Source organism: Variovorax sp. 10N420, assembly GCF_056394705.1.
The window spans coordinates 843,205-862,396 of sequence record NZ_JBFTIJ010000001.1 but is presented as its reverse complement, the minus strand read 5'-3'; the positions used below and the strand labels follow the sequence as shown (position 1 = coordinate 862,396).

Below are 19,192 nucleotides of genomic sequence, written 5' to 3'. Positions count from 1 at the left end.
TGACGATCAGAGGCGCGCGGCTGCGCTCGCCAGATAGGCACGAACGGCGCCACTGGTGCTGAGGCCGGCTGCGCGCGCGTAGGCCTGTCTTGCTTCGGCCGCGTTGCCGGTCTGCCCGAGAAGATAGGCGCGGGCCGCCCAATAGGGCTGGTAGTTGGCGACATCACCTTGCGCGAAAGCATCGAGTGCGCGCAGGCCGTCCGCAGGCCCCGCCGCATTGGCGACAGCGCAGGCGTGGCTGACATGCGCGCCGATGCTCGGACGCAATGCGAGGAGGCCTTCGTACAGCGCCACGAGCGCCTCAGGGGGCACCTGCGCACCCAGGCGGCGTGCGCAGTGCGCGGACTGGATGGCGGCCTCCATCTGGAATGCACCCGGCGCGTTCATGGATGCCGCGGCGCGGAGCGCTTGCTCCGCCTGTTCGCGCAGTGCGTGATTCCAACGTGTCGTATCTTGCTCATCCAGCGGCACGTAGTCGCCTCCAATGCTGCGACGTGCCGCGGCACGGCTTTCGCAGAAAAGCATCAGCGCGAGCAAGCCCAGAGGCTCGGGCTCACGCGGCATCAAGCCGCACAGGATGCGGCAGAGATCGATGGCCTCCGCCGTGAGGCCACGCTGCGTGGCTTCTGCGCCATCGATGTCGTCCCAGCCGGTGCCGTAGGTGGCGTAAATGCCGCCGAGCACATCCTGCAGGCGCTGCGGCAAGTCGTCCGCACGCGGATATTCGAAGGGAATGCCGGCTGCCCTGATCCGCGCCTTGGCACGCACCAGCCGCTGGCCGAGCGTGGCAGGCGCCGTCAGAAAAGCGCCGGCAATGCGCGCCGCTTCGAGCCCGAGCACCGTCTGCAGCATCAAGGGCGCGCGTGCCGCTGCGTCGATTGCCGGATGCGCGCACACGAAGAGCAGACGCAGCCGCTCGTCCGGCACGGCGTCGCTGCCCGGTGCGTCGAGCCCGACTTCATCGGCCAGCAGCGCCAGTGTCTGGGAAGCGTCGTCATGCACGCGAGTGTGCCGCCAGGCGTCCAAGGTGCGGTTGCGCGCGACCGTCAACAGCCACGCTTCGGGCTGCGCGGGTACGCCGTCGACAGGCCAGCGTTCGAGCGCGCGCGCGAAGGCGTCGGCCAATGCGTCTTCGGAAGCGGCGATGTCCCGCGTGCGCGCCGAGAGAATCGCGACCAGTCGCCCATACGACTGGCGCGCGGCCTTTTCTGCGGCCGCGCGCGCTTCGTGGACGGCGAGCTCCGTCACGCCGCGTTCGGCTGGCTGAACACGGGCCTCACCTCGACGCCGGCGGTAGCGGCGCAGGGTGCGCGCGCCGCCCATTCGAGCGCCGTATCGAGGTCGGCGACGTCGATGATGAAGTAGCCGCCCAGTTGCTCCTTGGTGTCGGCGAAGGGGCCGTCCTGCACCTGGCGCTTGTCGCCGCGGATACGCAGCGTGGTGCCGGTCATCGGCGGGTGCAGGCCATGGCCGTGCAGCGCCACGCCCGATTCGCGGATGGCGCCCACATAGTCCATCCAGCCTGCGCGATAGGCCTTGGCCGCCTCTTCGCTGCGCTGGTCGAAATCGGACTCGGGTTGATAGAACATCAGCATGTATTGCATGGAAACCTCGCGTGAAGACTACATCGAGCAGGATCGCTCGTGTAATGACGGCGCGCAAGGTGCCATTTCGACACGGCGCGGTCAAGCCGCGCGCTTTGTTCGGGTCTTATCTTCTGCTGCCAGGCGTGGAATAGTCGTATCGCGGCCCTGGACCCACTGCGATGGGCGGCCCCGGATCACCGCTTGGCACCGACGAGGGGGCGCTCGCTTCCGAGCGCACCTGATAGCCGTATCGCGGACCCGGACCGATGGCCACGGGCGGCCCCGGATCGTCGGCGACCCGCTGCGAAGGCCGCACCCAGCTGTACTGCGGGCCAGGTCCTGGGGCGATAGGCGGACCGGGATCGGGATAAGTCCTCGGCTGCGGCGAGGGCAGCTGATAGGCAAGAGAGTCGTCCGGCTCCTCGTCCCGCTGGGCCCGCCTGGAGCGCTGGGACGTGCGCTTCTCCGGGCTTGCGCTCTTGCTCGACGGATTGATCACGGACGCGGTCTGGGTCTTCGGCGGCAATCCCGATCCCAATCCCAGACCCAAGGCTGTCGCCGGGGATGCCAGTGCTGCGGTGCTCGAGGCGGTAGATGGCGCAGCCACTGTCGCGGTCGAGGATGCGGGTGCGGGTGTAGGTACAGGTGCAGCAGGCGCAACAGGAGCCACTGTCGAGGCAGGTGCAACCGTCTTCGCGATGGGCTCCGCCTGCCTTGCCGCCGGCGTGGAAGCAAACATGCGCTCGATCTGGGCCCATGGCGCCGTGCCGTGGTGCAGCACGTACACGCACCACGCAACGAAGGCGATGATCATCGTCAGGCTCACCAGCCCCAGGTTCAGCCAGAACGACGTGATGGCGCCCTCCGCAGACGGCGCCTCCGATGGCACGCCGCGTCGCGTTTCGGGTGCCCGCCAGGCAGCCGCAAAACTAGGCTCGAGGACGGGGGGCGGAACAGGCTGCGAAGATGTCCGACCCGGCCGATTCACTTCCTGCTGCAGCGCGGCGGCTCCGGATGGCGCGAAGCCGGGCAGGCGGCCCGCGCAGCCGATGCAGAACTTTGCATTGGACCGGTTCTCGCTTCCGCAATTTCCGCAGACGATCGGCATGGGCTTTCAGCCTCCCCTGAATGGACACATCCTGGTACTTTGCCAGTGTGCGAGCGGCTGTCTGTCAGTGTGGTCCGACAGCGTTGTCTCTGACGATCCACAGGCGCCCGCCAATCTTTGATTTGGGGTCGGATTAAGCTCCGGGTATGCACACACTTCCCGATTACGACGATGTCGTCGCTGCCGCCGCGCGGCTCGAAGGCCATGCCCACCGCACGCCGGTGATGCGCTCTCGCACCGCGGACGCGCGTTGCGGCGCTCAGTTCTTCTTCAAATGCGAGAACTTCCAGCGCATGGGAGCCTTCAAGTTTCGCGGCGCATTCAATGCGCTGTCGAAGTTCGACGCTGTGCAGCGCAAGGCCGGCGTGATCGCCTTTTCATCGGGAAATCATGCGCAGGCCATCGCGCTCGCTGCACGGATTCTCGGCATGCCTTCGGTGATCGTCATGCCGACGGACGCGCCCGCAGCCAAGCTGGCGGCCACCCGAGGCTACGGCGCCGAAGTGGTGCTTTACGACCGCTTCGCGGAAGACCGCGAGGCGCTCACACGGCGGCTTGCTGAAGAACGCGGCATGACGTTGATTCCGCCCTATGACCATCCTGACGTGATCGCGGGGCAGGGCACGGCTGTCAAGGAACTGATCGAGGATGCGGGTCCGCTCGACATTCTTTACGTGTGCCTCGGCGGCGGCGGATTGACCAGCGGATCGGCGCTCTCCGCGCGCGCGCTCGCGCCGGCCTGCAAGATCTACGGCGTCGAGCCTGAAGCAGGCAACGATGGCCAGCAATCGCTGCGCGCCGGGCGCATCGTGCACATCAACACGCCCAAGACCATCGCCGATGGTGCACAAACGCAGCACCTGGGCGAATACACCTTCGGCATCATCCGTCGCGACGTGGACGACATCGTCACAGTGAGCGATGCGCAACTGGTCGAAGGCATGCGGTTCTTCGCCGAGCGCATGAAGATGGTGGTCGAGCCGACCGGCTGCCTTGCATTCGCGGGCGCGTGTGCCGCGGGGGAAGCGATCCGTGGTGCGCGGGTCGGCGTCGTCATCAGCGGCGGCAACGTCGATCTTGGGCGCTTTGCGGCCCTGCTGGCGGACCAAGGCGAGCACGCCTGCGGCTAGCGGATTCCGGTCGCGCTCAGGTGCAGCACCCGATCGGCGCGCGCAGCCGCCGCTTCAGAATGCGTGACCAGCACCAATGATGCGCCGTGCTCCCGCGTCTGCGCCAGCAGCACGTCCATTACGCGCGCCGCGGTTGCGGGGTCGAGGTTGCCTGTCGGCTCATCGGCCAGCAGCAGGGCAGGGCGATGCACCAGCGCCCGCGCGATGGCCACGCGCTGCAGCTGCCCACCGCTGAGCTGCTGCGGAAGGCGCTCGCCGAGTCCGGCCAACCCGACGGCTTCCAGAATTTTCGAGACGCGCACGTTCATGCCTGCGCCGCGCTCGCCGAGCAGCATCAGCGGCAGCGCGACGTTTTGCGCCACGTCCAGATGCGGCAAGACGTGGAAAGCCTGGAACACGAAGCCCACGTGACTGCGCCGCCAGAGCGCGCGCCCCTGCGCATCGAGCGCTCCGATGTCGATGCCGTCATGCACGATGGTCCCGGCATCCCAGGTGTCGAGCCCGGCCATGCAGTTGAGCAGCGTCGATTTGCCAACGCCCGATTCGCCGACGATCGCCACGAACTCGCCGGCAGGGATATCGAGCGACACGTTCTCGAAGACGGGCACTTCGCCGTAGTGCTTGCCGAGATCCGTGATGCGCAGCGTCATGCGATGTCCGCGACCTGCCGGACCACTTGGGCGATGGCGTCGGACGCCTCGGCAGCAATCACGCGGCGTTGCGGCATGCTGCGCAGCCAGGTGATCTGACGCTTGGCGAGCTGTCGCGTGGCCGCGATGCCGCGTTCGCGCAATTCAACGATTGGCCAGGCGCCATCCAGCGCCTCCCACGCCTGCCGATAGCCTACGCAGCGCATCGAGGGCAGGTCGGCATCCAGATCACCGCGCGCGCGCAGTGCCTGCACTTCGGCGATGAATCCCGCCGCCAGCATCGCATCGAAACGCGCCGCAATGCGCTCGTGCAGCCAAGCGCGCTCCGTGGGCTCCAGCGAGAACATCGCAGCGGCAGCCCATCCACCGCCGGCCGCGCCTGCATTGCCGCCGCCATGAAAACTCGACAGAGGCTGCCCGCTGGTATGCCAGACCTCCAGGGCGCGCTGAATGCGCTGGCTGTCGTTGGGCGCGAGGCGTCCAGCCGTGACGGCATCGACCTGCGCGAGTCGCGCATGCATGGCGGGCCAGCCGATCGCGGCGGCATCGGCTTCGAGCCGCTTGCGAATCTCCGGGTCGGCCGCGGGCATTGCATCGATGCCCTCGGCCAGCGCCTTGAAATAAAGCATCGTGCCGCCCACCAGAAGCGGAAGCTTGCTCCGCGCCGATATCTCCACGATGAGCCGACGCGCGTCTTGCACGAATGCGGCTGCGCTGTAGGGGTCGCGCGGATCGCGGATGTCGATCAGGTGATGCGGCACCTCGGCGCGTTCGGCAAGCGTCGGCTTGGCGGTGCCGATGTCCATGCCGCGATAGACCAACGCTGAATCGACGCTGACGATCTCGACAGGTCGAACGCGCGCAATCGCCAAGGCCGCCGCGGTCTTGCCCGATGCAGTGGGGCCCGCCAAGGCCACATAGCGGGGCGCAGTGCGCGATGAATCCAGTTCCGAAGGCATGCGCCCAAGGGTAACAAAGCTGACCGGGAGGCGAGACCGCCGCTTGGAATGTCATGGGACGGACACATCGGCTGCCTATGCTTCAAAACGAAACCAAAACCGGGCCTCGGGCCCAACTACTACAGAGGTCCGAGCCAGCAGGCGACGACCGTTTCAAAGGGAAAGCTCCTTCATGTTCGAGATCTTCTCCAGCCATGGCTGGACGGTGCGCCGGGTTGCGTGCACGCTTGCCTCCATCGCCGCCGTCGCGGCGGTCGTCACCATCAGCGCATGCGGCGGCGGCGGCAGCAACAACGACGCTTTGGCCGCTCTTGCTCTCCAGCAGGCAGCAGCCGGAAACCAGCAGCAGCCCACGGCGCCTGCGACCCAACAGCCGACGGTGCCGCCGGTGACCCAGCAGTCCATCAAGCACGTGTTCGTGCTCACCATGGAAAACAAGAACTTCACCGATACCTTCGGCGCGAGCACGCAGGACCCATACCTCAAGGATCTCGCGACCAAGGGCGCATTGCTGAACCAGTATTTCGGCACGGGTCACGTCAGCCTGGACAACTACATCGCGATGATGAGCGGTCAGCCGTCGACCAAGGAAACCGAGAGCGATTGCTTCCAGGGGTTCAACGACGCGGTCGCAGACGGTTGGGACTTCGCCAATCCCAAGGTGCTCAAGACCAAGGACGGCAAGGGCTGCGTCTATCCGAAGGAAGTGAAGACACTCCCGAACCAGCTCGACACGATCGGCGTGAGCTGGAAGGGCTACATGGGCGACATGGGCAACGACCCGACGCGTGAATCCGCCACCTGCGGGCATCCGAAGATCGGCGCGATCGACAACACGCAATCGGCGCAGGCACCTACTGCCGATGTGCCGAAGGGCGATCAGTACGCCGCTCGCCACAACCCCTTCGTCTACTTCCATTCCATCATCGACGACCAAGCCTATTGCGACAAGCACGTGGTCAACCTCGAAAACAATCTGGAAAGCGACCTCAAGTCGATCGACACCACGCCCGACTTCGTGTTCATCACGCCCAACTTGTGCGACGACGGCCATGACGGCGACGGCACCGGCACTGCGGGCAAGGGTTGCGTGAACGGCGCCGCGGGTGGATTGACCTCGATCGATGCGTTCCTGAAGAAGTGGGTGCCAATCATCCAGGCTTCGCCTGCCTACCAGAAGGACGGGCTCATCGTCATCAACTTCGACGAGTCGGCCGATACGCAACTGGCCGGACAGACCGTCGCGAACGGCGTGACGACGTACATCGCAAATCTGCCGGGTGCCGCGTGCTGCGGCCAGCAGACGGGGCCGAACGTGACGCGCCCGGATGACCAGTTCATTCCGCTATCAGCGACCACGCGCTATCAGCTGCACTACATCGGCGTCGGCGGCGATCGCACGGGTGCGGTGGTCCTGTCGAAGTGGATCAAACCGGGCACTGTGAGCGACGTGCAGTACAACCACTACTCGCTGCTCAAGAGCCTGGAGGACATCTTCCAGACCAAGGAATACCTGGGCTACGCAGACGACAAGAACCTCGTGCCTTTCGGCAGCGACATCTTCACGAATCTGCAGTGAGGATGCCTGGGAGCAAGGCGACGCTGGCCGCCGTTCTCGTGGCGATCATGCTTGGCGTTGTCGCCTGCAGCCGCGGCCCCGAACTAGGGGCCGTTGCAATTGCGCCATCCAGCAAGTACATGGCCGAGATCGGCAAGGTTGCCTTTTTCGATCCTTCGCTGTCGGCCTCGGGGCGCATGTCGTGCGCGACCTGCCACAGCCCCGACCACGCCTACGCACCGCCCAATTCGCTCGCGGTGCAATTGGGCGGCGTCGACATGAAGGATGCGGGCACACGGGCGGTTCCGTCGCTGCGCTATCTGCGACGAACACCGATGTGGAGCCATAGCTACATCGGCAACCCGCGCGAACGCATGACCGAGACCGACCACGTGCCGGTCGGCGGATTCACCTGGGACGGACGCTTCGACACGATGGCTGCGCAAGCTGCCTTTCCGCTGCTGGCCTCCAATGAAATGGCCAATGCAGACGCCGCCGCGGTTGCCGAACGCATCGCCAGGAGCAGCTTTGCAAAGCGCTTTCGCCAGGTGTTCGGCGACGACATTTTTTCGCGCCCAGATACAGCGCTTGCGGCGCTCGGCCAAGCCCTGCAGCGCTTTCAGCTCGACGACGCGAGCTTTCAGCCTTACGACAGCAAATTCGATCTGTATCTGGATGGCAAGGTCGATCTGAGCGAACAGGAAACGCGAGGGCTGAAGCTGTTCAAGGACCGCGAGGGCGGCAACTGCGTGGCCTGCCACCTGATCGAGCCCGGCGCCAATGGGGCACATCCGCTGCTCACCGACTTCAGCTTCGAGGCGCTCGGTGTGCCGCGCAATCCGGAAATCCCGGCGAACGCCAACGCCGAGTATTACGACCTCGGCCTGTGCGGACCGGTGCGCACCAACCAGGGCGCGGAAAAGAAGTACTGCGGGTTGTTCAAGACGCCCACGCTGCGCAATGTGGCCACTCGCGGCGCGTTCTTTCATAACGGGCGTTTTCATAGCCTGGAAGAGGCCGTGCGCTTCTATGTCGAGCGCGACGCCGAACCGCAGAAGTGGTATCCCCACCCCGGTGGCAATCAGCAATTCGACGACATGCCCCTCGCGCTGCAGGACAACGTGGATCACATCGACCCGCCACTCACGCAGAAGAAGGGTGACAAGCCGGTCTGGTCGGACGAGGATATTCAGGACGTCGTCGTGTTCCTGAAGACACTGAACGACGGTTACGTGTTGCCGTCGGATCCAAAAACGCCCTGACCCAGCGGCCGATCAGATCGATGGCGCGGCGGCCAGGTTGTGATGGTGAACCACCGTCCGCGGCGGCGACACGGGCGTCGGCGTCGGCGCCAGCACGGTCGGGGCAGTGTCTTCGTCCGAAGCCAGATCCGACGGCGGCTCTTTCATGCGAAACAACTGCGTAAGGGCCGACCGGTATTGCGCCTGTCCGATCGAATTCGCGTTGTGATGCGATCCGCCTTCGACCAGCACAAACATCTTGGAGCCGGTCGCCGCGTCATAAAGTTTGCGGCCGAGCGTGGGGTTGATGAGGCTGTCGGCCGCGCCGTGCACGACCAGCAGCGGCGCACCAATGTTCTTGACTTTGCTGATGGCCTCGAAGCGCTGCGTGATGAAAGGTCCGAACGGCAACCATCCCCACTTGAAGCTGCTCACGACGTCGGCGATGGATGTAAAGGTGCTTTCGACGATCACGCCTTTTTCATCTTTCACGCGGGAGGCGAGGTCGATGCCGATGGCGCCGCCGAGTGAGTGGCCGAAGATGTAGCGTGGTTGCTTGGCATGATGCGCCGCGAGCCATTGCCATGCTTCCAGCGCGTCTTCGCGGGCGGAGTCTTCCGAAGGCAACGCCTTCGAGCTCTTGCCGAAGCCGCGATAGTCGATGGCGAGCACCGAGAAACCCAAATCGTGCATCCGGCGCATCCGTGGTGCGGAGCCCGCCACGTTGTAGCGCGCGCCGTGCAGGTAAAGCATGACGGGTTTGTCGGGCGATTCAGGCGGATTGCCCAGCCAGAGCCCATGCAGACGCACAGGTTCGCCGGTGAGTGTGGACTTGAAATCGATCCAGACGTCGTCCATGCCCTGGCTCATGGCTTCCGAGTCACCCCAACTGCGGTCGCTCGGCTGGAAAATCCATTCGCGCTGATGTTCGTCAAGGGACGAACAGCCCGCCGCCAGCAGGGCGACCACGGTGGTGGCGGATGCAAACAGGGACCAGGATTTCATGAATGCTGAAAGACAGGCAGTCGACCAGAAAGTTCAACGAAAGACCTCATGCAACGCGCATGCCCGGTCGTCGGCTGACACTGGTAAACCCTAGCTCAGCGCCCGCGCATGAAGAGAGCGTCCAGTTCCCGCACCGACAACTGCCGCCACGTCGGCCGGCCGTGATTGCACTGGTCCGAACGCTCGGTCGCTTCCATTTGCCGGAGCAGTCCGTTCATTTCGTCAATCGTCAGCTTGCGATTGGCGCGCACAGCGCCATGGCAGGCCATGGTGGACAACAGCTCGTTCTGGCCACGCTGCACGACTGTGCTTGCGTCGTGATTGGACAGTTCGGCCAATACGCTGCGGGCCAGTTCGACCGGATCGCCATCGGCCAGCGTGCTCGGCACGGCGCGCACGGCGAGCGTGCGGGGCGAAAAAGGTGTGATTTCGAGGCCTAGCGAGGGCAGCACTTCGGCGCAGGCCTCGGCAGTGGCCACTTCCTGCGGTGTGGCGGCGAAGCTGGCCGGAATCAGCAGCGGCTGACTGGCGATGGCGGCGCCGTCGAGCTGCGTCTTCAGGCGCTCATAGACGATGCGTTCGTGCGCTGCATGCATGTCCACGATCACGAGGCCCTGGCTGTTTTCGGCAAGGATGTAAATGCCCTGCAATTGGGCCAATGCTCGGCCGAGTGGCCAGGTTTGCACTTCGGCCGGTTTTTCAAGGCCGGTGGGTGACCCGAAGTCGCGCACTTGCGGGGGCGCAACGTCCATCAGCGATGGCGACTGCGACTGCGACTGCGGTTGCGGTTGCGGTTGCGGTTGTTGTCGTTGCATCGGCCACATCGCGGCGGCATCGCCCAGTCCCCGCTCTGAGGCGAACGGGATTCCGGGTTGCACCCACGACGCGGAGGCCGGCACTGCGCGCGGCTTGAAGAAAGGCTCTGCAGAAGCAACTGTGGCGTCGCCCGCCCGCGGTGCGGCGAGGGCATCTTCGATCGCGTGGCGCACCGCCTGGTGTACCTCGCGCCCATCGCGAAAGCGCACTTCGATCTTCGTCGGATGCACATTGACGTCGACCCGCGCCGGGTCGATCTCAAGATAAAGCGCATACACCGGCTGACGCTGGCCGTGCAGCACGTCTTCATACGCACTGCGCACGGCATGGCCGAGCACCTTGTCGCGCACGAAGCGGCCGTTGACATAGAAGAACTGCTGATCCGCGCGCGAGCGAGCGGCATCGGGGATGCCAGCGCGGCCGGTGACCCGCACGGCGCCCGCAATGCGGTCCACTGCGACGCTCTGCGCGACGAAATCATCGCTGAGCGTGTCCGCCAGCCGCTGGTCGCGCGAAGCGGCCGCGCGCCATTGCTCGACCAGCCGGCCTTCATGCCAGATGGAGAAGCCGACGTCGGGCCGCGCGAGCGCATGGCGTCTCACCGCCTCGATGCAATGCGCCAGTTCGGTAGCGTCCGTCTTCAGGAACTTGCGGCGCGCGGGTGTCGCGAAAAAGAGCTCGCGCACTTCGACAGTCGTGCCGTCCGCGCGTGCGACAGGGCGCAGCTCGCCAGTGCGCCCATCGAGCGCGAAGGCGCCATCTGCACCGGCGAAGCGGGAAAGGATGGTGAGCTCGGCAATCGCGTTGATGGCGGCCAGCGCTTCGCCACGAAAGCCCATGGTGCCGACGGTTTCGAGATCGCCGAGGCTCGCGATCTTGCTGGTGGCATGGCGGCGCAAAGCCAGCGGCAATTCATCGCGCGGCAAGCCCAGACCGTCGTCCTCGATCGAAATGAGCCGAACGCCGCCGGCCGAGAGTCGCACCGTGATCTGGCGCGCACCCGCGTCGAGCGCGTTGTCGAGCAGCTCGCGCACCACGGAGGCGGGACGCTCGACCACTTCGCCAGCCGCAATCTGGCTGATGAGCTCGTCGGGAAGCTCTCGGATCGGTCGGCGCGCGGGCGCGGCCGTGGACGTGGGGAGTGCACTCACGGGGACATTCTAGAAGGGCGTCGCGCGGGCTCGTGATAATGCGGGCCATGGAAATCATCACCTTTCTCGTCGATTTCATCCTGCATATCGACAGACACCTCCAGGACTTCGTCATCGCCTACGGCCCTTGGGTGTATGGGCTTTTGTTCCTCATCGTTTTCGTCGAGACAGGCCTCGTGGTGATGCCATTTCTTCCGGGCGATTCGCTGCTTTTCATCGTGGGCGCGCTCGCCGGTGCCGGGCTCATGAGCTATGGCGTGGCGGTGCCAATTCTGCTGGCCGCGGCCATCCTGGGCGATCAGTGCAACTTCAGCATCGGACGCTATTTCGGGCCGAAGGTATTCAAGTGGGAGAGTTCGCGCTTCTTCAACCGAAGAGCCTTCGATCAGGCCCATGCCTTCTACGAGCGCTATGGCGGCGTGACCATCATCCTCGCGCGCTTCATGCCTTTCATTCGCACCTTCGCGCCTTTCGTGGCGGGCGTGGCCGACATGACGCGCGGCAAATTCACGCTCTTCAACATCATCGGTGCGCTGCTGTGGGTGCTTGGCATCTGCACTGCGGGTTACTTCTTCGGAAACATTCCGGTGGTGAAGGAAAACCTCGAGAAGATCATCTGGGCGCTGATCTTGATCCCAGGCCTCGTCGCAATCTTTGGCGCCTGGCGAGCGCGAGGCGCGTCCGCGGCGCGCTGAAGCTCAAGCGTTCTATGGCCGTTCGCGCGGCGGCACGCGAGCGGACAAAGGCTTTGGCGCATACGCCGGATCGAAATGGCAGCCTTGGCCGAATCGCGCTTCATAGTCCTTGCAGCGCATCGCGATTTCAGCGGGCGTGGGCTTGTGCCCGTTGTCGATCCAGTCGAGCAGCGCCGCGAGCAGCGTCGGGTATTCGGCATCGCTCAGGTAGCTGTGCTCCGATTCGCGGCTGAATGTCTGGACCAGCAAATCCGCAGTGCCGGCGCGCTCGCGGATTTGGCGATAGCTCGATTCCAGCTCGACAAAGGCTGTCGGATCATTGATGGCGTGCAGGCCGAGCGTGGGCACATTGACCTGCCCTGTCGGATCGCTGTCGGCAGCGAGCTTTGCCACAGCCGCTGGATCGGCGCGATAGCGCATCACGCCAGCGTTGAGTGCAGCGTCGTCCGACGAACCTGCATAGACGACGCCGATGTTGCCGAACGGGTTCTTTCCGTCGAGCCGTTCTTGCACGAGATCGCGGAAGAGGAAGGTCGCCCAGTTCATGTTGCCGACCAGCGATCGCTCGGGGATGTGAATCACGTTCAAGATGTTTGCGAGGTTTTGGCGCTGCTGCGGTGTCCGTTCCGCAGCCGGCTTGCGAATGCCGGTGCAGTCATCGACGCGCCGCGCCAGTTGGGCTGCGGTGAGCTTCGATTCGCGCGGAAGGCCTTGCCAGAGCGGATAGGGCGTTTCACTCGGCAGCGGATGGTTGCGGCAAAAATACTGATAGACCACGCGAAGGTCCAGGCGATAGTCGTAAGCCTGCGTGCCGCCGCCGAGCACACCGCTGGTCAGGAGAACGCCGTCGTACGGTCCCTTTCGACCATCGTCTGTCGCGTACAGCTCTGCGGTTTTTGCTGCCACGCCCGCGCCGTAGCTCTGTCCGTGCAGGATGGTGCGCCGCGGCAAGCCGAAGTTCTGCACGAACCAGGCGCGCAGGCGTTCGGTGTCCTCGGCGGCCATCGTCACGCCGTAGCCGCCGCGCCGGTAGGTCGAGCCGGCCCATGCATATCCCGCTTTTACGGTGACTTTCCATCGCCCTAGGTCCTCGGTGGCGCGCGCCAAAGACGGTGCTCCGATTTCGGGGCCGCCGTGCGCGTGCATCACGAGTACATGGTTCCAGTCGGCCGGAATGGCGACCCAGAAAAAGGCGCCCATGCTGTCTTGCCCGGTGTAGCAACGCGTGCCGGCGGGAAGGTCTTTCGGGCACTGAGAGGTGAGGGGCGTTGTTGCTGTCGCTGTTGCTGTTGCTGTAGGGGTTTTGCTTGAAGGTGTCGAAGTGCAGGCGCCCAACAGCAATAGCCCTGCGGCGGCAATCATCGTCGTGATCGTGATCAGCAAGCGTTGTCTCATGGCGTCTTTATACGTGCAGCCGCAGATCAAAAAGCCAAAAAAAAGCGCGCTCAATCCGGCGCGCCTTCGATCGAATGCCCTGCCTGCTTAGTAGCGAGGCCCGTTGTTAGGGTAGTAGGTGTTGCCAGGGTAGTAGGGTTGCTGGTTGTTGTAGTTGCGCTGGTCGGAACTTCGTCCAACCTGGTTGCCGATCAGCCCTCCAACGGCCGCGCCGCCAACAGTTGCTGCGGTGTTGTGACCAATGGCCTGGCCGACCAATGCGCCGCCGACCGCACCGCCCGCCGTCCCCAATTGCTCATTGGGTCCCGCGGCACATCCGGCCAGTGCCATGATCGACGTCGCAGCCGCAGCGGTGATCCAGAGTCTTGTGTTCATGATGTCCACCTTTCATTTGTTGGTGAAATCATTCTGAAGATGCCTGCAACCAGATGTGTAGGAGACGGCCCCGGCGTGTTGACCGAATGCACTATCTTGGCGCGCGCGCCGTTGGCTCGCAATCAAGTCCCCTCTCCGGTTCACGCCACGCGCCGCATCACGGCGCGTGGATTCCCCTTGCGTGTGTAGCGAAACAGGTCCTTCGGATCGTCGGCCCACGGCACGAGTTCGACCTCGGTGCCGAGATTGCGCTTCGTCGCCTGTTCGAGCACGTAGCGCAATGTCGAATAGTCTTCGAGCGCAAAGCCGACGGAATCGAAAACCGTAACCTGCGAGGCGCTTTGTCTGCCCTGCTCGATGCCTGCAAGAACACGCCAAAGGTCGACCACCGGAAAGTCCTTCGGCAACTGCTGGATGTCGCCCTCGATGCGCGTCTGCGGTTCGTATTCGACGAACACGCGAGCGACGCGCAAGACGTCGGCATGCAGTTCGGTCTTGCCGGGGCAATCGCCGCCGATGGCGTTGATGTGCATGCCGGGCTCGATCATGTCGGGCGTGAGGATGGTGGCGTAGGCCTTGTCCGCAGTGACCGTGGTCACGATGTCTGCACCGCGCACGGCTTCGGCGGTTGAAGCGGCGCGAACGATCTTCAGCGCCGGGAAGATCGAGAGGTTGCGAATCAGCTTCTCAGTGGCGCGCGGGTCCACGTCGTAGACCGCGATTTCCTCGATGCCGAGATGCGCATGAAACGCCACAGCCTGGAACTCACTTTGCGCGCCATTGCCGATGAGCGCCATGCGGCGAGCGTCGGGCCGCGCCAGCGCGCGTGCCGCCATCAGCGACGTTGCGCACGTGCGCAGTGCGGTCGCCACCGTGAGCTCCGACAGCAGCACCGGATAGCCGGTGTCGACTTCCGCCAGCACGCCGAACGCCATGACCGTGTAGAGGCCCTTTGCCGTATTGCGCGGATGACCATTGACGTACTTGAAGGCATAGGTCTTGGCGCTCGATACTGGCATCAGTTCGATGACGCCGATGTCCGAATGGCTTGCCAGGCGCGCTGTCTTCTCGAAGTCCGCCCAGCTCACGAAATCCTGCTCGACGAATTCCGCCAACCGGCCGACGAGCGGAATCACGCCGACATCCTGAATGAGGCGGGACATGGCCGGAACATCGATGAAACGCGTCATGGGTATCTCCGCTGCGGAGGGAGCCGCAGTGATCTCTCATGCGTCCATTGTTCCTCTCAAGGGTGCCAGATTGAACCCTTCAACTTGTCAAATCCGGCTTGGAAGCTTGCATGTTGCTCATCTCACATAGCACAATGCCAGCAACACGCCAGGTATGGACGACATCGACCGCCAACTCATCGCCCTCATGCGGGACAACGCCCGGATGTCCGTGGTGGCGCTCGCGCAGAAGCTGCGCGTCGCGCGCGCCACGGTGCAGAACCGCATCAGCAAGCTGGAAGACGACGGAACCATCGTGGGCTACACCGTGCGGCTGCGGCCTGATGCGGAATCGCATCGAATCAGGGCCATGATGAGCATCGAGGTCGTCGGCTCCCAGGGCGACGCCGTGCGGCGTTCGCTCAGGGGTCATCCCAACGTCATGGCCCTGCATTCGACCAACGGGCGATGGGACCTCCTGGCCGAACTGCGCGCCGACACGCTGGAGGCTTTCGATAAGGTGCTCACCGACATCCGCTCGATCCCGGGGATCTCGAACAGCGAGACGAGCATCCTGCTGTCGACCTACAAGTTGTAGTCGGCCCGAGGCTGCGCAGCATCGGGGCGCAACGCCAGAGCGCCAGCCAACGCGCACGCGGCCAGCGTCCACACGATGACTGCGCCCGAGGGAAGGTCGAACACCGCCGAAAGCGCGAGCCCCAGCGCATAGCCCGCCACACCCATCGCATAGGCCACCTTGAGGCGCCGCGCTCCGCGCAATCCGCGCGTGCCGAGTGCCGGGATGATCAGGCTCGAGAACACCAGGTACACGCCAACGAGCTGCACCGACGCAGTCACCGCGAGCGCGAACGCGGCGTAGAAGCCGAACCGGCCCAGCCGCCCGATCCACCCCATCGACAGTGCAAGCAGAAGCGCGGCCGAGATGCCGCCCAGCCACAGCAATTGCGCCGTGTTGACCCACAGGATCTGCCCGACAAGCAGGTCCTTCAGGTGCTCGCCGCCGTGCGGATTGCTCGACAGCAGCAGGATGCCGGCGCATGCGGCGAGGATGAACATCACCCCGATCAATGCCTCCTGCTGTTGGGGGGCGCGGCGTTCGGTCCACGTGAGCAGCCATGCGCCGAGCAATGCGGCGGACACGGCGGCGAACTGCACGGCCACGCCGCCTTCAGGCATGCCGAGCGCATCGGCTGCAATCACACCAAGACCTGCGATCTGCGCGATGGCCAGGTCGATGAACACGATTCCGCGGTCGAGCACCTGCATGCCCAGCGGCACGTGCGTCGCGAGCACCAGCAGGCCGGCGATCAGCGCTGGGCCGAGGATGCCCCAGTCGAGCGCGCTCCAGTTCACGACTTGCCTCCCGCACTGAGCAATCGCGTCAGTGTGTCGTCGAAGAGCCCGAAGAGATCCTTCGCGCCGTCGGTGCCGCCCACGGTGAACGGGAGCTTCACTGCAGGCGTGCCCGCGTTCTTGCTGAGCCAATCCGAAGGCCGCGAATCTTGATACGCCGCATAGATCACCATCTTTGCCGGCGACCCTTTGAGCGTGGCCTGCACCTCCTGCAGATGCGAGGCGGTCGGCTCGACGCCCGGCTTGGGCTCGAGCACGGCGACCTCCTTCATCCCAAGCCAGTCATAGAGATAGACGAAGGCGTTGTGCTGCGACACCACCGGCGCGCCCTTGAGCGGCGCTGCCTGCGCTGACCAGCGCGTCATCGCCTGTTGCCAGCGCTGCGTGAAGTCGGCCTGGCGCTTGGCGTATTCGGCTGCGTTCGACGGGTCGACTTCCTGCAGGCGCTTGCCGAGCGCCGCGGCGACGAGCGCGATGTTGCGCGGGTCGGTCTGGATGTGCGGATTGCCGGCCGCATGCACATCGCCTTGCGAGCGATCGACCTGCGTCGGCACTTCGAGCTTGCGCACGAAATCAGCCGCCGCGAAATTGCCGGGCTGACCTTGCTGAACCTTCGCATTGCCCGATTGCTGCAGCAGCACGGGCAGCCATCCGATCTCCAGCTCGGCACCGGTGCAGACAACGAGGTCGGCACTGCGCGCGCGGGAGATCAGGCTCGGCTTGGCCTGGATCTGGTGCGGATCCTGCAGCGCATTGGTCGCCACGGAGACATCGACCAGACTACCGCCGAGCTCCTGTGTCAGCGCGCCCCATTCGGGCTCGCAGGCGAAGACGCGTAGCGCCGCGTGAGAGGGCAGCGCCAGCAGCATCAGTGGCACGGCGAGCAGCCCGAAAAGAGAAGAGTGAGAAGCGCGAGAAGAGTGGATCTTCATGATGTGTTCCTTTGATGCCTTTACATGGAAAGCGGCACGGGCGAGGCCAGAAACCCCGCGGAACCGGCTTTGCCGGGCCGCAGGGGTTGCCCCCGGAGAGGGGGGTGGTGGCCACACGAAGTGGGCAAGCCTGGGGGAGAGCCTCATTTCAGTAGCTGTGCGCACCATGCGCGCCGAGGCTCATCTGGTATTGCAGGAAGATCTGGTTGTCGGTGCGACCCTGCGCCGCGCGGTCTTGCGCGAATTGCAATCGGATGCGCGAGAACTCGCTCGGGTTGAAGTCCAGCATTACCGAGTTCTTGCGCGGCTTGTAGCTGCTGAAGAGCAACGGCGACGCGAACCCGAAGTCCGGCGTGCCGGGGTCCAATGCCTCCGTGCGAACGCCGATGCGCCAGCGCGGCATGAATTGGTACACGCCCTGCACATACCAGCCTGATTGCGCAACCCGGTAGTTGCCGAAGGCGTCGAGGTTGCCCACGTCGTAAAGCAGGTTGCCGCTGCGCGTGCTGTGCAGGTATTCGCCTTGCAGCTTGAAGTTGGTGCGCGTGGCGTTTCCGTTGGGCGCCCACTTCCAGACGCCGTCGAGCACCCAGACGCGCGTATTGCCGTTGAAGATGTCGTTCACCGAGGCGCCGGCTGCGTCGGTTGCGACGAGCGCCTGGTCGCTCGCCTTCGCGTTCAACACCGACGCGCCCGCGCGCCAACTGCTGCTGTTGCCGATGTCGCCGCCCGTGTGCAGACTCAGTGCCGTCATGCCCGCGCCGTTGATGCTCGAATTGCTGCCCGGATAGGTGAGGCCGCGCCCGACTTCGGCGTTGATTTCCAGGTACTGGTCGATGGGCGCGATCCAGCTCAGTTGCATGCCGTCGTCGCCGTACTGGTTGCCCAGCATGGCCTGGTAGGCCAGCGGGCTGTCGACGAAGTCCCAGGTGTGCGAATGCTGCGGATTGAGATAGCCGATGCTGGAGAAGAAGCGGCCGCCCTTGAGCGACAACCCATTGCCGAGCGAAGTCGTCTGCACGTAGGCTTCTTCGATGGACACCGAGTTGTCCGCCTCAAGCGCGATGTTCGCGGCGCCGCGCAGCCAAGGGTCGATGCTTGCCGAGAACCCCAGTTCTGTTTCGGCCAGGCTGAAGCCGCGCGTACCAGGTCCGATTTCGGCGTTGGGCGGCAGCGGAAAGCCGCTGATCGTGTATTTGGCGGGGTCTTGCGATGTGTTGGTGTAGCCGCCCGAAAGGATCAGCGACATCGCAGGGTTGAAGGCATTCGCGCCGCCGCCGCCGCCGCCGCCGGTGGACGCCACTGCCGACGCCGCCGGCAGGGCAGCGGGCGCTGCACCGGCAACGGTTGCCGGCGGTGCGCTCGTCGCTGCGGCGGTCGCACTCGCGGCAGTCGCTTCAGCCGCCTTGACGCGCTGTTCGAGTGCCTCCATGCGCGTCTCGTAATCCGCGCGCATGGATTTGATCTCCTGTCGAAGTGCTTCGACGTCAGAGGAAGATGAGTCGGCCATCGCGCCGAATGGCGTGGCCAGGGCCAGCGCAAGGCTGACCCGGGAAAGGGTATGCATGAAAAGAAAACTCCTCGCAAGGACGTTGGATGGCACCCGCCCGCTCTGTGAGCGGACCGGGGGCCGGCGATCAACGGTCGAAGCGAGGTGTCGGGGGTGCGCGGCTTTCGTAGATGCGCGGGGGCAATCCTGGCCATACGCTTGCGACGGCTACAGCCGGCGCTTCGTGCGGCGCGGAATACGGTGCAAAGACAACCGGCGTGCTGGGCAGCGCGCCCCCGTGAATGGCCGCGGCGGCCAGGCAGAGGTCGCAATGTGCGGCGTCCGGTGTCTGCTTGCCCTTGAGGTCGCCACTCTCGGAATTGCCCTCGGAAACGGCCTCGGAACTGGCTTGGGCCGTGTGCGAGACCGTATGCCACGTCGTGGCCGCCTGCGCGACCGGAAGCAGCAGCACGAGCCACAGCAGCCATGCGAGATGGCGCGGGGGGCGGGTGCGGAAGCGAAGGGCGCGAAGGGCGGACATGGCGAAGACCCGCATCTT

Annotated in this window: 20 protein-coding genes; 7 read left to right on the top strand and 13 right to left on the bottom strand. The window is 64.8% G+C overall.

Annotated elements, in window-relative coordinates; all coding sequences use genetic code 11:
• Window positions 1–6: 6 nt before the first annotated feature.
• Together AC1DEK_RS04005 and AC1DEK_RS04000 are read right to left on the bottom strand one after the other, a co-directional pair.
• Entirely contained in the window at window positions 7–1,248 is a 1,242-nt protein-coding gene (locus tag AC1DEK_RS04005; RefSeq protein WP_478123886.1) for an RNA polymerase sigma factor, read from the bottom strand.
• Entirely contained in the window at window positions 1,245–1,604 is a 360-nt protein-coding gene (locus AC1DEK_RS04000; RefSeq protein WP_478123885.1) for a YciI family protein, read from the bottom strand. The genes AC1DEK_RS04005 and AC1DEK_RS04000 overlap by 4 nt, the downstream gene beginning before the upstream one ends.
• Before the next feature lie 437 nt (window positions 1,605–2,041).
• Here AC1DEK_RS04000 and AC1DEK_RS03995 point away from each other — a divergent pair, with 437 nt between their 5' ends.
• A complete protein-coding gene (locus AC1DEK_RS03995; protein ID WP_478123884.1) occupies window positions 2,042–2,815 on the top strand; it encodes a hypothetical protein in 774 nt (257 codons plus the stop codon).
• Between the two features lie 25 nt (window positions 2,816–2,840).
• On the top strand, window positions 2,841–3,824 hold the full coding sequence (locus AC1DEK_RS03990; protein ID WP_478123883.1) for a threo-3-hydroxy-L-aspartate ammonia-lyase: 984 nt from the start codon (window positions 2,841–2,843) through the stop codon (window positions 3,822–3,824).
• On the opposite strand, the gene AC1DEK_RS03985 is transcribed toward AC1DEK_RS03990, so the two are convergent.
• Both AC1DEK_RS03985 and miaA read right to left on the bottom strand, forming a co-directional pair.
• Window positions 3,821–4,474: an ABC transporter ATP-binding protein gene (locus tag AC1DEK_RS03985; protein ID WP_478123882.1), complete on the bottom strand. Its 654-nt coding sequence runs from the start codon at window positions 4,472–4,474 to the stop codon at window positions 3,821–3,823. The two genes, AC1DEK_RS03990 and AC1DEK_RS03985, sit on opposite strands and share 4 nt — an antisense overlap.
• Window positions 4,471–5,433: a tRNA (adenosine(37)-N6)-dimethylallyltransferase MiaA gene (gene miaA / locus AC1DEK_RS03980; RefSeq protein ID WP_478123881.1), complete on the bottom strand. Its 963-nt coding sequence runs from the start codon at window positions 5,431–5,433 to the stop codon at window positions 4,471–4,473. The genes AC1DEK_RS03985 and miaA overlap by 4 nt, the downstream gene beginning before the upstream one ends.
• Window positions 5,434–5,605: 172 nt before the next feature.
• Here miaA and AC1DEK_RS03975 point away from each other — a divergent pair, with 172 nt between their 5' ends.
• Entirely contained in the window at window positions 5,606–7,012 is a 1,407-nt protein-coding gene (locus tag AC1DEK_RS03975; protein WP_478123880.1) for an alkaline phosphatase family protein, read from the top strand.
• A 2-nt stretch (window positions 7,013–7,014) separates the two neighbouring features.
• Window positions 7,015–8,253, top strand: coding sequence for a cytochrome-c peroxidase (locus tag AC1DEK_RS03970; protein WP_478123879.1), 1,239 nt, complete (start codon window positions 7,015–7,017; stop codon window positions 8,251–8,253).
• A gap of 12 nt (window positions 8,254–8,265) precedes the next feature.
• Here the strand turns inward: AC1DEK_RS03970 and AC1DEK_RS03965 are convergent, their stop codons facing one another.
• A complete protein-coding gene (locus AC1DEK_RS03965) occupies window positions 8,266–9,237 on the bottom strand; it encodes an alpha/beta hydrolase (RefSeq protein ID WP_478123878.1) in 972 nt (323 codons plus the stop codon).
• 95 nt (window positions 9,238–9,332) lie between these two features.
• On the bottom strand, window positions 9,333–11,204 hold the full coding sequence (gene mutL, locus AC1DEK_RS03960) for a DNA mismatch repair endonuclease MutL (protein WP_478123877.1): 1,872 nt from the start codon (window positions 11,202–11,204) through the stop codon (window positions 9,333–9,335).
• A gap of 47 nt (window positions 11,205–11,251) precedes the next feature.
• On the opposite strand from mutL, the gene AC1DEK_RS03955 reads away from it, so the two are divergent.
• The gene (locus tag AC1DEK_RS03955; RefSeq protein ID WP_478123876.1) at window positions 11,252–11,899 is read left to right on the top strand and encodes a DedA family protein; all 648 of its coding nucleotides are present in this window, start codon (window positions 11,252–11,254) and stop codon (window positions 11,897–11,899) included.
• Window positions 11,900–11,911: 12 nt separating this feature from the next.
• Here AC1DEK_RS03955 and AC1DEK_RS03950 read toward each other — a convergent pair whose 3' ends face one another.
• Entirely contained in the window at window positions 11,912–13,099 is a 1,188-nt protein-coding gene (locus tag AC1DEK_RS03950; protein WP_478123875.1) for an alpha/beta hydrolase, read from the bottom strand.
• 121 nt (window positions 13,100–13,220) lie between these two features.
• Between AC1DEK_RS03950 and AC1DEK_RS03945 the strand changes: the two genes are divergently transcribed.
• Entirely contained in the window at window positions 13,221–13,385 is a 165-nt protein-coding gene (locus tag AC1DEK_RS03945) for a hypothetical protein (RefSeq protein WP_478123874.1), read from the top strand.
• Here AC1DEK_RS03945 and AC1DEK_RS03940 read toward each other — a convergent pair.
• Window positions 13,382–13,669, bottom strand: coding sequence for a glycine zipper 2TM domain-containing protein (locus AC1DEK_RS03940; protein ID WP_478123873.1), 288 nt, complete (start codon window positions 13,667–13,669; stop codon window positions 13,382–13,384). The two genes, AC1DEK_RS03945 and AC1DEK_RS03940, sit on opposite strands and share 4 nt — an antisense overlap.
• Window positions 13,670–13,809: 140 nt before the next feature.
• Window positions 13,810–14,859, bottom strand: coding sequence for an ornithine cyclodeaminase (locus AC1DEK_RS03935; RefSeq protein WP_478123872.1), 1,050 nt, complete (start codon window positions 14,857–14,859; stop codon window positions 13,810–13,812).
• 154 nt (window positions 14,860–15,013) lie between these two features.
• Between AC1DEK_RS03935 and AC1DEK_RS03930 the strand changes: the two genes are divergently transcribed.
• The gene (locus AC1DEK_RS03930) at window positions 15,014–15,436 is read left to right on the top strand and encodes an Lrp/AsnC family transcriptional regulator (RefSeq protein ID WP_478123871.1); all 423 of its coding nucleotides are present in this window, start codon (window positions 15,014–15,016) and stop codon (window positions 15,434–15,436) included.
• On the opposite strand, the gene AC1DEK_RS03925 is transcribed toward AC1DEK_RS03930, so the two are convergent.
• The 4 genes from AC1DEK_RS03925 to AC1DEK_RS03910 all read right to left on the bottom strand — a co-directional run bounded on the left by AC1DEK_RS03925 (window position 15,424) and on the right by AC1DEK_RS03910 (window position 19,174).
• Window positions 15,424–16,212: a metal ABC transporter permease gene (locus tag AC1DEK_RS03925; RefSeq protein ID WP_478123870.1), complete on the bottom strand. Its 789-nt coding sequence runs from the start codon at window positions 16,210–16,212 to the stop codon at window positions 15,424–15,426. The genes AC1DEK_RS03930 and AC1DEK_RS03925 overlap by 13 nt on opposite strands.
• The gene (locus tag AC1DEK_RS03920) at window positions 16,209–17,144 is read right to left on the bottom strand and encodes a metal ABC transporter substrate-binding protein (RefSeq protein WP_478123869.1); all 936 of its coding nucleotides are present in this window, start codon (window positions 17,142–17,144) and stop codon (window positions 16,209–16,211) included. The genes AC1DEK_RS03925 and AC1DEK_RS03920 overlap by 4 nt, the downstream gene beginning before the upstream one ends.
• Window positions 17,145–17,292: 148 nt before the next feature.
• The gene (locus AC1DEK_RS03915; protein ID WP_478123868.1) at window positions 17,293–18,711 is read right to left on the bottom strand and encodes a hypothetical protein; all 1,419 of its coding nucleotides are present in this window, start codon (window positions 18,709–18,711) and stop codon (window positions 17,293–17,295) included.
• Window positions 18,712–18,781: 70 nt separating this feature from the next.
• The gene (locus AC1DEK_RS03910; RefSeq protein ID WP_478123867.1) at window positions 18,782–19,174 is read right to left on the bottom strand and encodes a DUF2946 family protein; all 393 of its coding nucleotides are present in this window, start codon (window positions 19,172–19,174) and stop codon (window positions 18,782–18,784) included.
• Window positions 19,175–19,192 lie beyond the last annotated feature (18 nt).

Bases quoted from the DNA above. Each gene is read 5' to 3' on its own strand.
- AC1DEK_RS04000 (WP_478123885.1), bottom strand. From the start codon at position 1,604: ATGCAATACATGCTGATGTTCTATCAACCCGAGTCCGATTTCGACCAG.
- AC1DEK_RS03990 (WP_478123883.1), top strand. From the start codon at position 2,841: ATGCACACACTTCCCGATTACGACGATGTCGTCGCTGCCGCCGCGCGG.
- AC1DEK_RS03985 (WP_478123882.1), bottom strand. From the start codon at position 4,474: ATGACGCTGCGCATCACGGATCTCGGCAAGCACTACGGCGAAGTGCCC.
- miaA (WP_478123881.1), bottom strand. From the start codon at position 5,433: ATGCCTTCGGAACTGGATTCATCGCGCACTGCGCCCCGCTATGTGGCC.
- AC1DEK_RS03975 (WP_478123880.1), top strand. From the start codon at position 5,606: ATGTTCGAGATCTTCTCCAGCCATGGCTGGACGGTGCGCCGGGTTGCG.
- AC1DEK_RS03970 (WP_478123879.1), top strand. From the start codon at position 7,015: ATGCCTGGGAGCAAGGCGACGCTGGCCGCCGTTCTCGTGGCGATCATG.
- AC1DEK_RS03965 (WP_478123878.1), bottom strand. From the start codon at position 9,237: ATGAAATCCTGGTCCCTGTTTGCATCCGCCACCACCGTGGTCGCCCTG.
- AC1DEK_RS03955 (WP_478123876.1), top strand. From the start codon at position 11,252: ATGGAAATCATCACCTTTCTCGTCGATTTCATCCTGCATATCGACAGA.
- AC1DEK_RS03950 (WP_478123875.1), bottom strand. From the start codon at position 13,099: ATGGGCGCCTTTTTCTGGGTCGCCATTCCGGCCGACTGGAACCATGTA.
- AC1DEK_RS03940 (WP_478123873.1), bottom strand. From the start codon at position 13,669: ATGAACACAAGACTCTGGATCACCGCTGCGGCTGCGACGTCGATCATG.
- AC1DEK_RS03935 (WP_478123872.1), bottom strand. From the start codon at position 14,859: ATGACGCGTTTCATCGATGTTCCGGCCATGTCCCGCCTCATTCAGGAT.
- AC1DEK_RS03930 (WP_478123871.1), top strand. From the start codon at position 15,014: ATGGACGACATCGACCGCCAACTCATCGCCCTCATGCGGGACAACGCC.
- AC1DEK_RS03920 (WP_478123869.1), bottom strand. From the start codon at position 17,144: ATGAAGATCCACTCTTCTCGCGCTTCTCACTCTTCTCTTTTCGGGCTG.
- AC1DEK_RS03915 (WP_478123868.1), bottom strand. From the start codon at position 18,711: ATGCATACCCTTTCCCGGGTCAGCCTTGCGCTGGCCCTGGCCACGCCA.
- AC1DEK_RS03910 (WP_478123867.1), bottom strand. From the start codon at position 19,174: ATGTCCGCCCTTCGCGCCCTTCGCTTCCGCACCCGCCCCCCGCGCCAT.